The sequence below is a fragment of the Alteromonas infernus genome, assembly GCF_902705815.1.
In genome coordinates, this window is record NZ_CACSIG010000031.1 from 23,651 (window position 1) to 38,175 (window position 14,525).

Here is a 14,525-nt window from a genome sequence, read left to right on the forward strand (position 1 = left end):
GCTCTCTCAGTTAAATAGTTTAAAAAAAAACCCGTGCTTGGCACGGGTTTTTGTGAATTTGAATCGCTGGTCGCAATCTACCCGTGCAGTCTGGCTGCCATAAGGAGTAGAGATAGAAGAAGAAAACGAATACGCATTTGCTGTTGTTTCTTTGCTGACCAAGTTGATAGCGACAATGTACCATGTGGCATGATGAGGTCAACCATTGTTTACGATAATGAGTATATTTTTCGCGTATAAAAGCTATCTTTTAATTATTTAGGATATTTATCCTAACCAGGATTTGAGTGAAAGGTGATTTTAAGGTAGAGAGCTTAGGGTCTTAGAGATTTTGTGGCTTTTTTCTCTTTAGGTAGGATGTTTCTACTAAAAAATATAAAATTTCGGTTTTCGGTGTTTTGAATTTTTATTCTCAATTAGTGCATATTTATTGGTCTTTTGGATTTAACGTGAAATTCTTCCAGTTTAATTGCGTCGACAAGCGCATTTCGCGAAGGGTTAATGCACGAGGTGAACGCTTTGACTTAAAGCTCCACGCGTGGCCACAGCATGCTGCGGTTACTATAGCCTTTGAAGGCCGCAGTAATATTTTACGCTCCACAGAAAGCGCCGTTGAAGCAGAGTCATCGTCTGGCTGTGTAGTGGAGTGAATACATTCACCTGTATTAGCAAACCATCCATTCTTGTTTAAATGTAGCTGCGTATTGTCTTGATTAACCATATCAATAGAATCGAGTTCAATGTGCGTACCTTCAATATTTAAAACTAGAACGGGGACAACAAGGCCGTACTTAGCATTTTTTCGATACCAGGACTCCCGTTTTTCTGAATCATCTAAATGATTAATACCGGGGCATTTGGCCGATTGCTTGGCATACCAACTACCATTGTGTGTATCCACTCTTAGCGGCGATGGGTTAGATAAAGCCTCGTTATTTACCATATGTCGAGCAATGGCTTTAACGTGATAGGGCAGGCCGCCCATTCGACGCTTAAGTAAAGAAAGGTTCGTTATTTGACTGTGTGCGAGAGAGATAACTTCCCTTTCGTACAAGGCAGTACATATTTCATTAAATTGAGGATGGCTTCCACCTAGTTCACCAGCGTCACTAAAAAAGCCAACTTGAGTGTTGGTAGTAGAGTGGGAAAGTTCGTCGCCTGGAGCCATTAGGGTTATCAAATGCCTGTCTAGAGTCATTTAACACTACCAAGATTCAGCGCTTGATGCTACACGGTTTAATTAAACAGCGTGAAAAACAGACAAAAAAAGCCGCTATATTAAGCGGCCTTTCATCATTTTAACAGGGGTAACTTACTGGCCTTTGATTTCGCTACGGCCTTTATAGGTTGCTGCGTCACCTAGTGCTTCCTCAATGCGAAGAAGTTGGTTGTACTTAGCAACACGGTCAGAACGACATAGTGAACCCGTCTTGATTTGGCCAGCCGCTGTACCTACTGCAAGGTCAGCAATGGTGGCGTCTTCTGTTTCACCAGAACGGTGAGAGATAACCGCTGTAAAGCCAGCGTCTTTCGCCATTTTAATTGCGTTAAGGGTTTCAGTTAGTGAACCGATTTGGTTGAACTTGATAAGGATTGAGTTGCCAATGCCGTTATCAATACCGCGCTTAAGGATTTTGGTGTTAGTTACAAACAAGTCGTCGCCAACTAGCTGTACTTTGTCACCAATCTTCTTAGTTAGGCTTGCCCAGCCGTCCCAGTCGCTTTCGTCTAGGCCGTCTTCAATAGATACAATTGGGTACTGTGCAGAAAGGTCAGCAAGGTAGTCGCCAAACGCTTCTGAATCGAAGCTCTTGTCTTCGCCAGATAGAACGTATTTGCCTTCTTTGTAGAATTCAGACGCCGCACAGTCTAGTGCAAGTGTGATGTCTTCATTCATTTTATAGCCAGCGTTTTCAACGGCTTCAACGATAACAGCAAGTGCTTCAGCGTTTGAGCTAAGGTTAGGGGCAAAACCACCTTCGTCACCAACCGCTGTGTTTAGACCTTTGGCAGAAAGTACTTTCTTAAGTGCGTGGAAAATTTCCGCGCCCATACGTAGTGCTTCTTTAAAGCTCTTCGCGCCTACTGGCTGAACCATGAACTCTTGAATGTCTACGTTGTTGTCAGCGTGCTCACCACCGTTGATGATGTTCATCATAGGAACAGGCATTGAGTACTGACCAGATGTGCCGTTTAGGTCTGCAATGTGCTCGTAAAGTGCTACGCCTTTTTCAGCCGCTGCCGCTTTTGCTACAGCAAGAGAAACCGCAAGGATCGCGTTCGCGCCCAGTGTTTCTTTGTTTTCTGTGCCATCAAGGTCAATCATGATGCCGTCGATATCAGCTTGTGCTAGTGCGTCTTTGCCTAGTAATGCTGGTGCAATGGTATCGTTAATCGCTGCAACGGCTTTTGTTACGCCTTTACCTAGGTAACGAGACTTGTCGCCGTCGCGTAGTTCTAGTGCTTCGCGGCTACCCGTAGAGGCACCTGATGGTGCAGCAGCACGGCCCATTGCGCCTGATTCTAAGTATACATCTGCTTCTACAGTAGGATTTCCGCGTGAATCTAAGATTTCGCGTCCGATAATGCGACTAATTTTCGCCATGTTTTTTCCTCAACAATGTAATGGGGCGCAACGGGAGAGAGCGCCCCTTTTATTAGAAATTAGTGATTTTCTTTCTGGTACTTTCCTGCCGCAGCAACGAAACCAGTAAATAAAGGGTGTCCATCCCGAGGCGTTGATGTGAACTCAGGGTGGAATTGGCCCGCAATGAACCAAGGATGATCAGGGATTTCCACTACTTCTACAAGTCGCTTGTCAGTGGACAAACCACTTACTTTCAATCCTGCTGCTTCAATTTGATCGCGAAGATTATTGTTCACTTCGTAACGGTGACGGTGGCGCTCATAAATCTCAGCGTTGCCGTACATCTCGTGTACTTTTGTCCCTTCAATAAGGTGGCAAAGCTGGCTACCTAAACGCATTGTACCGCCAAGGTCTGATGTTTCAGTGCGCACTTCGGTCGTGCCCGCAGCGTCTAACCACTCGGTAATAAGGCCAACAACCGGGTAAGGCGTTTCAGGGTTAAACTCTGTGCTGTTCGCGTTTTCCATGCCGGCAACATTACGTGCGTATTCGATAAGCGCTACCTGCATACCCAAACAAATACCTAAGTATGGCACCTTGTTTTCGCGCGCATAGCGGGCTGCCGCAACTTTACCTTCAATACCGCGCTCACCAAAGCCGCCAGGCACTAAGATAGCATCTAACTGCTCTAAAATTTGTGTGCCTTTGCTTTCCACATCTTGTGAGTCAATGTGATGGATATTCACAGTAAGACGGTTTTTAAGGCCGGCGTGTTTAAGCGCTTCATTAACTGATTTATAAGCATCAGGCAGTTCTACGTACTTCCCAATCATGCCGATATTAACTTCAGCGGTAGGGTTAGATTCTGCGTAAAGTACCTGTTCCCACTCAGACAAGTCGGCTTCATTACATTCAAGACCGAAGCGGTCAACAACCAGCTGATCCATACCCTGAGCTTTAAGTGCGGCAGGAATACGGTAAATACTGTCTACGTCTTTTAATGAAATAACGGCTTTATCAGCAACGTTAGTGAACAGCGCAATTTTAGAGCGTTCACTGGCTGGCAATGCACCGACAGAACGGCACACTAAAATGTCTGGCTGAATACCAATAGAGCGAAGCTCTTTTACCGAGTGCTGCGTTGGCTTGGTTTTAACTTCACCCGATGCAGGCATGTAAGGCACAAGTGTTAAGTGCATGAACATAGCGCGTTCACGGCCCACTTCAGTACCAAGCTGACGAATAGCTTCTAAGAAAGGTTGTGACTCGATGTCACCTACGGTTCCGCCCACTTCAACAATAGCCACATCATGACCTTCAGCACCTTCGATAACGCGGCGCTTAATTTCATTGGTAATGTGAGGGATGACCTGAATGGTTGCACCTAAGTAATCACCGCGACGCTCACGCTTCAGTACTTCTTCATATACCCGGCCGGTTGTGAAGTTGTTGCGCTTGGTCATTCGGGTGCGAATAAAACGCTCATAGTGACCAAGATCAAGGTCGGTCTCTGCGCCGTCATCGGTAACAAATACTTCACCATGCTGGATGGGGCTCATTGTGCCCGGGTCGACATTGATGTAAGGGTCGAGTTTTAACATGGTTACGGTGAGACCGCGAGCTTCCAGAATTGCGGCTAATGATGCTGCAGCAATACCTTTACCTAGCGATGAAACTACACCACCTGTGACGAAAATATAATTTGTCATGCGAAACCTAGAACGTTTGGGTTGTATGGTAAATATAGGCTGAGTTTAGAACAAAACCAGCTACACTTTGGACGGGGCGATAGTATACGCAAATTCATGTGGGCAGACAATCAATTTGCCCACATGATGCGCAATTTTACGATTGACTTAAGCGTTTAAGGGTGTAGATGAGGTCGAGCGCTTGGCGAGGAGATAGCTCATCGGGCGATAAGTTTTCAAGCGCTTCCACCACGGGGTGCGGTTTGTCTGGAAAAAGCATTTCTGCTTGTCCTTTCGCATTTGAACTGTTGTCAATTTTTCTGGAGGTGTTGCTTTGCGCTTGCGAAGTGTCACTGCCCCTTGATTCATCACTGGTCATGACGTGTGATGATTCTAAAATAGCGAGCTTTTGCTGAGCGGCTTTAATCACAGGTTTTGGTACACCAGCAAGTTGTGCAACCTGTAAACCAAAGCTCTTGTTCGCGGCGCCTTCAGATACGGTATGCATAAAGCGAATGGTGTCTTCAAACTCCATCGCATTAAGATGCACGTTCACAACGCCCGCTTGCGTTTCGGGTAGTTCGGTCAGCTCAAAATAGTGGGTCGCAAAAAGGGTGTAGGCATTTAGCTGCTTCGCGAGGTAGCTCGCGCAAGCCCATGCCAGCGATAAACCATCGTAGGTGCTGGTACCACGGCCAATTTCATCCATTAACACCAGTGAGTTTTCAGTCGCGTTATTAAGAATATTTGCCGTTTCGGTCATTTCAACCATGAAGGTTGAGCGGCCAGAGGCCAGGTCATCTGATGCGCCAATCCGGGTGAATATGCGATCCAGCTTGCCGATGTGGGCGTTTTCAGCAGGCACATAACTGCCGATGCAGGCCAATAAAGCAATAAGCGCTGTTTGACGCATGTAGGTCGATTTACCGCCCATGTTTGGGCCGGTAATAACGAGCATACGGCGCTCAGTATCCAGTTGCAGTGGGTTGGCAATGAAGGGGTCTTTCATCACGTTCTCAACCACAGGGTGGCGACCGGCATCATAAGTAAGCGCACATTCTTGGCTCAATTTTGGCCGATGCCAATCGAGCGATACCGCGCGTTCGGCAAAACAGCACAGCACGTCGAGCTTGGCAAGCGCTGCGGCGGTTTCAATTAACTTGTTGAGATATGGCGCAAAATTGTCGAACAAGGCTTCATAAAGCTGTTTTTCAAGGGCAAGTGCAGCCCCTTGGCTACTTAGCACTTTGTCTTCGTGCTCTTTAAGCTCAGGCGTAATGTAACGTTCGGTGTTCTTAAGGGTCTGTCTTCGGATGTATTCGGCAGGCGCCAATGCACTGTTAGCACGACTAATTTCAATAAAAAACCCGTGCACTTTGTTATAGCCCACTTTCAATGTGGAAATGCCTGTGCGTTCACGCTCACGTTGCTCCATCGCATCTAAGTAGTCGGTAGCACCTTGTGATAGTTTGCGCAGTTCATCCAGTTCAGCATTATAGCCTTCGGCAATTACGCCACCATCGCGTATAACAACTGGTGGATTATCGATTATAGCGCTGTTTAACAGGGCTTGAAGCTCAGGGTAAGTGCCAATGGTTTCGCCAATACTTCTAATTTGTCCTGTGTCAAAACGGGCAAGAGCATCTTGCAAATCAGGCAGTGCATTAAACGCATTTTTTAAGCGTGCAAAATCCCGAGGGCGCGCCGAGCGAAGGGCTAAACGCGCCATAATACGCTCTATGTCGCCAATGTGTTTGAGCGCACTGCGGATATCTTCAGGATCGTCATTAATAAAGGTGTCTATTGCGTCTAAGCGGCTTTGGAGCTCATGCTGGTCGGTCAGCGGCGAGTGAATGATTCGCTGTAACATACGACTGCCCATGGCCGTGGTGGTAGTGTCCATTACGCTGAACAGGGTATTTTCCTGACCGCCAGACAAATTATGGGTAAGTTCCAGGTTTCTGCGCGTTGCGGCATCAAGCTGAACACGGCTGTCTTGCTGTTCAGTCTGAATGCGGCGAATGTGGGGCAGGGCAGTGCGCTGGGTATCTTTTACATATTGTAAAACACAACCTGCTGCGCCTAATCCTTTAGTGACGCCTTTTATACCAAAGCCATCTAATGTTTTAGTTTCAAACTGGGCGTTAAGCTGTTCATTTGCAGTATCTACGTCGAATTCCCACTCGGGACGCCTGCGTAGCCCTTTGCGATTTTCAACAAGAGACAGGCTTTCAAAGCCTTCAGGGTAAAGTAACTCAGCCGGGTTAATGCGCTGAATTTCAGCCAGTAAGCTTTCATCACTATCGCACTCGAACACCACAAAGCGACCGCTAGTTAGATCTAATGTGGCTAACCCATAATGCATGCTATGGCCGCACACAGCGGCAAGAATATTGTCGCGACGCTCTTCTAATAAAGCTTCGTCGGTTACAGTGCCTGGCGTAACAATGCGCTGTACGGCACGCTCAACGGGGCCTTTGCTCGTCGCTGGGTCGCCAACTTGTTCACAAATGGCAACCGACTCCCCCATTTTTACTAAACGCGATAGGTAGCTTTCTACCGCATGATAAGGCACGCCTGCCATGGGAACGGGCTCGCCACCCGATTTACCTCGCGCCGTAAGCGAAATGTCCAGTAATTCAGCAGCTTTTTTGGCATCGTCATAAAATAACTCGTAAAAATCGCCCATGCGATAAAAAAGTAGAATATTCGGATGTTGCGCCTTTATGCTTAAATATTGGCGCATCATAGGAGTATGTGATTCCAAAAAATGCCTCTGCGAATTTGTTGCTGGGTTTAATGCCTGTTGAAGGGAATAAATGATAAACTCACCCTCTTTAAGATCAAGCGCAGATCTTATGAATAACAGATCTGGTGAATAACAACAGGTGTAACTAGGTATCTCTAAAATGAACGGGACATTTTCAACTGATTCGACAGTAAACGCCACCCCTTTAAGGCTTGATAGTGCATTATCTGCTCAAATTCAGGTATTGGGCGATGCACTTCGAGCAAAAGGTTGGAGTGTGTCTAGCGCAGAGTCCTGTACGGGCGGAGGTATAACCTTTGCTTTTACCAGTGTATCGGGCAGCTCGGATTGGTTTAATCAATCATGGGTAACCTACTCAAACAGTGCTAAACAAAGCCGATTGGGCGTTACCGAGCAAACGCTAGTAGAGTATGGCGCCGTATCTCAGCAAACGGTAAAAGAAATGGCGGACGGAGTACGCCGCAATAGTGGTGCGCAACTCGTTGTTACTGTAAGCGGGATTGCTGGCCCAAATGGTGGCAGTGAAGAAAAGCCGGTGGGTACTGTATGGTTCGGTTTTTTATGTGGCGAAAAAGCGGAACAAATTAAACAAGTATTTAGCGGTGACAGAGATGAAGTTCGCCATCACGCGATCGCTTTTGCTATTTCTCACTTAGTAAAATTGTTGAGTGAAAATTAAAAACACGGGTTGAAACTGTATGCTTGTACAGTATAGAATGTGATCATTATTTGATACCGTCATTAAATGAATAGGCGATGTCAAAACAGAATTTAACCGCAAATCCTAGAGGATACATACGTGGACGATAACAAATCAAAAGCTTTAACCGCCGCAGTAGGCCAAATTGAAAAGCAATTTGGTAAAGGCGCTATCATGCGCTTAGGCGACAACCAAGCCATGGATATTGAAGCGATTTCTACTGGCTCACTAACCATTGATATCGCTCTAGGCATAGGCGGTTTACCGTGTGGTCGTGTTGTAGAAATTTACGGCCCTGAATCATCAGGTAAAACCACGCTAACTCTTCAAGTTATCGCTGAAGCGCAGAAAAATGGTAAAACCTGTGCGTTCGTTGACGCTGAACACGCGCTAGACCCTGTATACGCCGAAAAGTTAGGCGTAAACATTGACGAGCTATTGGTATCCCAGCCTGACACTGGTGAGCAAGCGTTAGAAATTTGCGACATGTTAGTTCGCTCTGGTGCCGTAGATGTCGTTATTGTTGACTCGGTTGCTGCACTTACACCAAAAGCCGAAATTGAAGGTGACATGGGTGATTCTCACGTTGGTCTTCAGGCCCGCTTGATGTCACAGGCGCTGCGTAAGCTTACGGCAAACATTAAGCGTTCAAACACCCTTTGTATCTTCATTAACCAAATTCGTATGAAGATTGGTGTAATGTTTGGTAACCCAGAAACGACAACGGGTGGTAACGCGCTTAAGTTCTACTCTTCTGTTCGTCTAGACATTCGCCGTATTGGTGCAGTTAAAGAAGGCGATGAGGTAGTGGGTAACGAAACCCGCGTGAAGGTCGTGAAAAACAAGGTTGCGCCACCGTTCAAACAAGCTGAATTTATGATCCGCTACGGTGAAGGTATCAGCAAAGAAGCAGAGCTTATTGACCTAGGTGTTAAGCAGAAGCTTGTTGATAAAGCCGGCGCTTGGTACAGCTATAAGGGTGACCGTATTGGTCAAGGTAAAGCAAACGTAATGAAGTACCTTAAGGAACACCCAGAGACAGCAAACGAGATCGAAACGAAGATCCGCCAAGAACTATTGCTTTCTAAAACAGTAAAGGCAGAAGAAGCATTGCCGCAGGGTGAAGACGACGTACTTCCTGAGTAAAATTAACGCTTCATAGCGATTAAAAACCCACCCTTTGGTGGGTTTTTTTGTATCTGCATTTTATACCTTCGACAATACATATTTATTAACACTTCTTGGTAACCTAGAACTTGTACAAAAAAGAAAAACAGGGAATGCTGTAATAAAGTACGATAAGCGAAGACTACAAAGAAAAGTTGGCTTTTGGTGTATCCAAGGTTCAACGTTTCGGAATATAAATAAAGCAAATTTGCGGCTACAGCAAATAAAGCCTTAAACAACGATTAATATTGAGAACAGCTTACATCAAGAGGGAAAGGGAATGATTGAAATATCAGGTCTCGCCAAACGCTTTACGGTGGAAAACCCGAAAAAGCTTAGCGAACAAGAGAAGAAGGACCCGCGTTTAAAAGGGCGTTATTTTCAGTCTGTAAGGGATGTGTCTTTTACTTGCGAAAAAGGTCAGGTTCTTGGACTGTTAGGACCTAACGGCGCAGGTAAAACCACTACATTGCGTATGCTTTCAACAGCGCTTAAACCCGACAGTGGCAAAGTACTCATAGGTGGCGAGGACGTACTTTCTAACCCCAACATTGCGCGAAAGAAAATTGGTTTTCTTTCGAGTTCAACAGGTCTATATGGCCGTTTAAGCGGGCGTGAGAATATTAGCTACTTCGGTGAGCTACACGGCATTTCAAAAAATGTGATTAATGCACGTATTGAAGAGTTAGCTGACTTGCTCGATATGCAAACCTTCCTTGATAGAAGAGCGGAGAATTTTTCATCAGGCATGAAACAAAAAGTGTCGATTGCCCGCGCTGTTATTCACGAGCCAGAACTGGTGGTACTTGATGAACCTACAACCGGCCTTGATATTATGGCAACCAGTACCGTTATGGAATTTATCCAACGCCTTAAGGATAAAGGTACCCCGGTTATTTTCTCTACTCACCATCTTGATGAGGTGCAAACCCTTTGCGACAAGGTGACCGTGATTAACCAAGGGGAAACCGTATTTAACGATTCGCTTGCCGCTTTTAGTGCTTTGTCTGGCAATGACGGGGCCAGCGGTCAGATGCACAAGAGCTTTCTAAAAACACTATCAATGGATACTGAGGAGACGGGCAATGTGGTTAATCTTTAAAAAGGAATTCAAAGAGCTATTGCGCGATAAGAAAACCATCATCTTTATGATTGGTTTACCGCTTCTACTGTTCCCAGCCATTTTTGGTGTCGCATTCTTTTTTATGAGTTCAGCGGCAGATAAAGCAGAAAACGAAGTATTAAAATACGCTATCGTTGGCGAAGCCTACGCGCCAGCAATTGTACAATCTTTTAACGACGCGTCTGATAAGTTTGAACCGGTCGCGATTGGCGATGAAACGGATTATGCCAAACTCATTAAAAACGAAACGTTAGACTTTGTGTTGGTTATACCAGAAAGTTTCGATAGTGATGTATTAAATTCAGGGCAACATAAGATTCAGCTTTATTTAAACGATGCAGGCCTTAACAAAGTTATGGGGCGTGTATCTGACATCATTGATGAATATACCGATGCTTTCCAACAGACCGCTTTTGCGCAGCTTAATCTAGATGAAACTCAGCAAGAGGCTTTGTTGAAGCCAATCAAGATAGAAAAGCAAAATGTGGCGGATGATCGTGAAGTATGGGGTGAACGCTTAGGCGGTATGCTGCCGTACTTCATCTTTATTTTGTGTTTACAGGGTGCGATGGCACCAGCAGCAGATTTAGGTGCAGGAGAAAAAGAGCGCGGTACCCTAGAGACCCTGCTTATATCGCCAATGGATCGTCACAAGTTGGTATTGGGCAAGTTCTTTACGGTTGCCACCGCAGGTATTGTTACTGCGCTAATAACGGTATCTTCCATGGCCATATGGGGCTTGGTATTATCCCAAGGTATGGCAGTGGAATTTGTAGTAGAAATAATGTCTATGATTGGTCTAGTCGACTTTTTACTTATCTTCTTAATGTTGGTCCCGGTTGTGGCAGTGTTCGCAGCAGTATTACTGTCTCTTTCTATCTACGCTCGCTCGTTTAAAGAAGCGCAAAGCTATATGGGGTCGCTCATAATGGTAGTCATCTTCCCTGTTATTATTGCCATGATGCCTGGTGTAGAATTGAAAGGTGGCTGGGTATGGGTTCCGCTGACTAACGTAGCACTGGCGATGAAAGAACTGTTCAAGGGGACTATGGATTACTTCGCCCTGTTCGGAATTTTCACTTCTACAGCGGTTATTGCAACCGGGCTTATCTTCTTCTGCATACACTGGTTTAATAAAGAAAAAGTGTTGTTTAGATAAGTAAGGGCTGCAGTTATTACACTCATTTAAAAATAGCCCGTAATAGCGGGCTATTTAGTTACAATAGATAAAAAGCCCGACTAAGCGTTTTTTACTTTCTCTTTGCTAACGCTTGGATAGAGCTGCCGGGAAAGACATAGGTAGTATTTCTGCCCTAAACCTCAAAATCAACACGTTTGATAATACCTTCCCAGCCAGGCGGTATCTTGCCTTGCAATACATAAGAATAAGCAAGGAGTTCAGCAATAACAAAATACAGTGACTCAGGGATATCTTGACCTACATCGAGAGTGGCCAACACTTCACTTAAATACGGGTCTTCGTGGATTAAAATGCCCGTTTCTTCAGCCATGGCGATAATCGCTTCGGCTAAGTCTCCATAGCCTTTGGACACGACCTTCGGTGTGTTTTTCTTATCGCCACCTTCATATTTTAATCCAATCGCCCGTTTCGCCTTTCTCGTGTCGCTCATCGATGCACTTCTCATACCCGTGTTTCAAAAATTTGATGCGGTCGAGTGTTTAGCGTGTCAGGGATATGACCCCGCTGAAAGCTCGTGTTTTCAACCTCCAGCCCTAATGATTCTAAACGACGATGCAGGTAGGGCAGGGTATCGCTAATGCGTCTTAATACTTCATCATTTGATGCATACAAATCGAGCGTAATGCTACTTTGATCTATCTTTGATTTTGCCAAAACTTGTCCGCTGTCACCAATGTCCAGCTTCATCGTGATATTCCAAAGAGAGCGCTCGCCTGTTTGTGCGTGCTTATTGTTCTGCCCACCTTGCTCTCGTTTTATCAAGAGTTCTGGTGGACTGTGGTGCTGTGAAAGCGATGGCAAAACGTAATAAAAACTATCTTGTCCTTGAATACGGCTGTCCACATTGGCAATTTTGTTTTGCTGGTGGCTACTTAGCAGTGTTTTAAGTTGAGAAAGCAGCTGCTGTCGGCCGTCTAGCTGGTTCATGTCGTGGCTAACACGACTTGGTTGAGCCGTTACCCCCATATTTGCCAACGTTTTTGAAACGATAGAGTCAGGCGCGTCTATTTGCGCTTTTAAGCTAGGCTGACGCTGCATGGCGCGACCCGCTAGTGCCAATTGAACCAAGGCGACCAGCCCTTGAACAAAGCTAGAAGCGTTTACGGGCGAGGTTAAGTTTATTGGTGTGGTAACGAGCGCCTGTGTAGATATAAGCTGCTGCAAGCGTTGCGACAATCCTTGTTCATTCATATCTAGCGCTAGTTTCTTTGTTCCGCTTTTTACCACCTCGATAGCACTTTCATTCTCGCCAGCTACGCTCTCATTTGATTTTGAACCCGCTATAGTGGCGTGACTATCTGAAACCACTGGCGCTATCTCTGCCCCTTTACCTTGTGTAGCCGCCAGTTGTGCAGCGATATTGCTCAGTAAACTATTTGATAAGCCTTTGGCCTGTGAGCTTAACGCTTGTGCGAGAGAGGCAAGTGATACAAGCGAGGGTTTACGCCCACTGTCTTTTCCCTGCAGGCCATTATTCTCTGCTGAAGCGGCATCTTTCCCTTCAGTTAATATAGCTTTTGCCGATGCTAGCAGTTGTTCCTTGGGTGGCTTTGGAGGGCCGATAAATTCCCCATTGGATACCTTGGCTTGAGAAGCCTTCGCGTTGAGCGCATCAAGGCCTTTAAGTTGCTGCAAAATTTTATCAAAATGCTGAGCTTCATGTGCTTTAGGCATACCCTGGCTGGGCGGTAATCTTTCATTCTCCACAATAGCTATGAGTTGGTTTAGTGCTTGGTTTGTACTGCCTGTTTGGCTCAGTAATACTCGAGAAAGTGCAGTGATGGCATTGTGAACATCGGTGCCTTTAAGCGATGTGGGAACTTCAGTTTTAACGTTTGGCTGAGAAGATGAGGTTAAGCTAGCGCTCGTGCCGGCGAAGGCTTCGAGCCCTTTCGCTGTCGCTTTTGGTAATTGCGAAAGGTTAAGTTTATTTACCTGCTCCTGCGTCAGAGTCGGGGCCGCAAGGGAAGACCCCTTGCTCTGAGGTATATCAATTTGTAATACCGCATTTTGTTGTGATGTACGAATCGAGAGCTTGTTGTCAGTTAAGGTCAACGCAGAAAGCACTTTTAACGCGTTAGTGTCGGCACCAGAACCTTTTAAAAGCGCGTTAAGTCGAGGCGGGTTACTCAAGTTATGCTCAACAGCTACGCCACCTTGCTTAAGTGCGCTGGAAATGAACTGTTGTTGTAAGTTGGTACTTACATTTTTATGAGTCATGGCAGCGAAATTATTGTCGTTGGTTGTTGGGCCAGCACTTTCATTGGACGAACTTTGAGAGATTTGCAGCGCGATTCCACCGTTGCTAGCTCGGCTTAATCCTATGACGACCTGTTGTCCAACTAGCTTTTGAAGCGCTGCTTTAGCCGTGCTATCAAGCTTTTCAGTATTAATGTCCGATAGGGGAATAACCTCATTTTTAGCGGTGGTGAGCATGAGTTGCCCAAAATTTTCACTCTTTGTAGAAATAGAAAGTTGACCTTTAAGCGTAACGGCGGCGTTATTTGCAGCAAGAGCTTGTGCCACGGCTTTCAGTAATTCAGCTTTTTCGGGCGCAGACAATGGCACCTCTTGTTGAGACAAGCGTGTAGAAAGCAGCACTGCAGAGTGAGTGTTTACCTGACTTTGAGAAGTATTTTGAGCACTTTTCGCTTCTGGGCCTGAGATATGGTTAGGGGAGGTAGGCAAAAGTGCAAGCTGCGCATTATTAATTGCTTGGTTAGAAAGCTTAGCGCTGACTTCTGCGGGTAAGGCAACGTTAAGTACTTGAGCTGCTGACGATACATTATTTGGTGTAACCGTTATCGATAGCACTCGTTCAGGTAAGCGTTCAACTATTACTTTCGCGGCATTATCTAAGGTGGCTGCCTGCGACAGCGCAGCGTTGGCAATAGCGGGAGAAGTACTTCGACTCGCCCCTTGAGTAGCGGTATCAAGGTTTACTGGTGACGATAAAGATGTTGGCGAAGTCGAGCCCGTTGACTGATTCAGAGCGGCTGCCAATAGTGATGATAATGGTGTTGTCATAATTGAGATATCGGCATAGTCGCGCTTTTCCTTACTTATTTGAGTATAGCAAAGTGCTTTGAGGCTGTTTCATCATTAATAAGCGCTCACTAATAAAGTACAGCGAAACCATTCGTTCTTAAGGCAGATGAACAATTCATCTTTGCGCTGAAAGACAACCCACCTTTGGTCTAAGGGCTCTTTTGAAAAATGTCTTTGTCTTTGAAGTAAATCATATTTAATTGGAATTCGCGACTGCGAAAAAGCGTTCATGTGGTAGACT

The 14,525-nt window shown here is 45.6% G+C and carries 10 protein-coding genes; 4 read left to right on the forward strand and 6 right to left on the reverse strand.

What is annotated here, in order from left to right; genetic code table 11:
- Nucleotides 1-427 precede the first annotated feature (427 nt).
- The 4 genes from ACX5J7_RS07505 to mutS form a co-directional block, all read right to left on the reverse strand.
- Nucleotides 428-1,168 carry a hypothetical protein gene (locus ACX5J7_RS07505; protein ID WP_012517442.1) on the reverse strand — a complete coding sequence of 247 codons (741 nt, stop codon included), beginning with the start codon at nt 1,166-1,168 and terminating at the stop codon, nt 428-430.
- 144 nt (nt 1,169-1,312) lie between these two features.
- Entirely contained in the window at nt 1,313-2,605 is a 1,293-nt protein-coding gene (gene eno / locus ACX5J7_RS07510) for a phosphopyruvate hydratase (RefSeq protein WP_015066371.1), read from the reverse strand.
- Nucleotides 2,606-2,664: 59 nt separating this feature from the next.
- Entirely contained in the window at nt 2,665-4,296 is a 1,632-nt protein-coding gene (gene pyrG, locus ACX5J7_RS07515; protein ID WP_498706685.1) for a CTP synthase, read from the reverse strand.
- Nucleotides 4,297-4,432: 136 nt separating this feature from the next.
- Nucleotides 4,433-7,024, reverse strand: a complete 2,592-nt coding sequence (mutS, locus tag ACX5J7_RS07520; protein WP_474376124.1) for a DNA mismatch repair protein MutS — start codon at nt 7,022-7,024, stop codon at nt 4,433-4,435.
- Nucleotides 7,025-7,184: 160 nt separating this feature from the next.
- Here mutS and ACX5J7_RS07525 point away from each other — a divergent pair, with 160 nt between their 5' ends.
- The 4 genes from ACX5J7_RS07525 to ACX5J7_RS07540 all read left to right on the forward strand — a co-directional run bounded on the left by ACX5J7_RS07525 (nt 7,185) and on the right by ACX5J7_RS07540 (nt 11,194).
- A complete protein-coding gene (locus ACX5J7_RS07525; protein WP_474376122.1) occupies nt 7,185-7,724 on the forward strand; it encodes a CinA family protein in 540 nt (179 codons plus the stop codon).
- A gap of 120 nt (nt 7,725-7,844) precedes the next feature.
- A complete protein-coding gene (gene recA / locus ACX5J7_RS07530) occupies nt 7,845-8,891 on the forward strand; it encodes a recombinase RecA (protein ID WP_012517447.1) in 1,047 nt (348 codons plus the stop codon).
- A gap of 301 nt (nt 8,892-9,192) precedes the next feature.
- Complete coding sequence (locus ACX5J7_RS07535) at nt 9,193-10,014, forward strand: ATP-binding cassette domain-containing protein (RefSeq protein WP_015066373.1); 822 nt, start codon at nt 9,193-9,195, stop codon at nt 10,012-10,014.
- Nucleotides 9,998-11,194 (forward strand): ABC transporter permease, encoded by a 1,197-nt coding sequence (locus tag ACX5J7_RS07540; protein WP_012517449.1) that lies wholly within the window; start codon nt 9,998-10,000, stop codon nt 11,192-11,194. Before ACX5J7_RS07535 ends, ACX5J7_RS07540 begins: the two co-directional genes overlap by 17 nt.
- 154 nt (nt 11,195-11,348) lie before the next feature.
- Here the strand turns inward: ACX5J7_RS07540 and ACX5J7_RS07545 are convergent, their stop codons facing one another.
- Together ACX5J7_RS07545 and ACX5J7_RS07550 are read right to left on the reverse strand one after the other, a co-directional pair.
- A complete protein-coding gene (locus tag ACX5J7_RS07545; RefSeq protein WP_012517450.1) occupies nt 11,349-11,666 on the reverse strand; it encodes an EscU/YscU/HrcU family type III secretion system export apparatus switch protein in 318 nt (105 codons plus the stop codon).
- An 11-nt stretch (nt 11,667-11,677) separates the two neighbouring features.
- Entirely contained in the window at nt 11,678-14,263 is a 2,586-nt protein-coding gene (locus ACX5J7_RS07550; RefSeq protein WP_474376121.1) for a flagellar hook-length control protein FliK, read from the reverse strand.
- Nucleotides 14,264-14,525: the final 262 nt, after the last annotated feature.

Bases quoted from the DNA above. Each gene is read 5' to 3' on its own strand.
- ACX5J7_RS07505 (WP_012517442.1), bottom strand. From the start codon at position 1,168: ATGGCTCCAGGCGACGAACTTTCCCACTCTACTACCAACACTCAAGTT.
- ACX5J7_RS07535 (WP_015066373.1), top strand. From the start codon at position 9,193: ATGATTGAAATATCAGGTCTCGCCAAACGCTTTACGGTGGAAAACCCG.
- ACX5J7_RS07550 (WP_474376121.1), bottom strand. From the start codon at position 14,263: ATGACAACACCATTATCATCACTATTGGCAGCCGCTCTGAATCAGTCA.
- ACX5J7_RS07545 (WP_012517450.1), bottom strand. From the start codon at position 11,666: ATGAGCGACACGAGAAAGGCGAAACGGGCGATTGGATTAAAATATGAA.
- ACX5J7_RS07525 (WP_474376122.1), top strand. From the start codon at position 7,185: ATGAACGGGACATTTTCAACTGATTCGACAGTAAACGCCACCCCTTTA.
- mutS (WP_474376124.1), bottom strand. From the start codon at position 7,024: ATGATGCGCCAATATTTAAGCATAAAGGCGCAACATCCGAATATTCTA.
- pyrG (WP_498706685.1), bottom strand. From the start codon at position 4,296: ATGACAAATTATATTTTCGTCACAGGTGGTGTAGTTTCATCGCTAGGT.
- ACX5J7_RS07540 (WP_012517449.1), top strand. From the start codon at position 9,998: ATGTGGTTAATCTTTAAAAAGGAATTCAAAGAGCTATTGCGCGATAAG.
- eno (WP_015066371.1), bottom strand. From the start codon at position 2,605: ATGGCGAAAATTAGTCGCATTATCGGACGCGAAATCTTAGATTCACGC.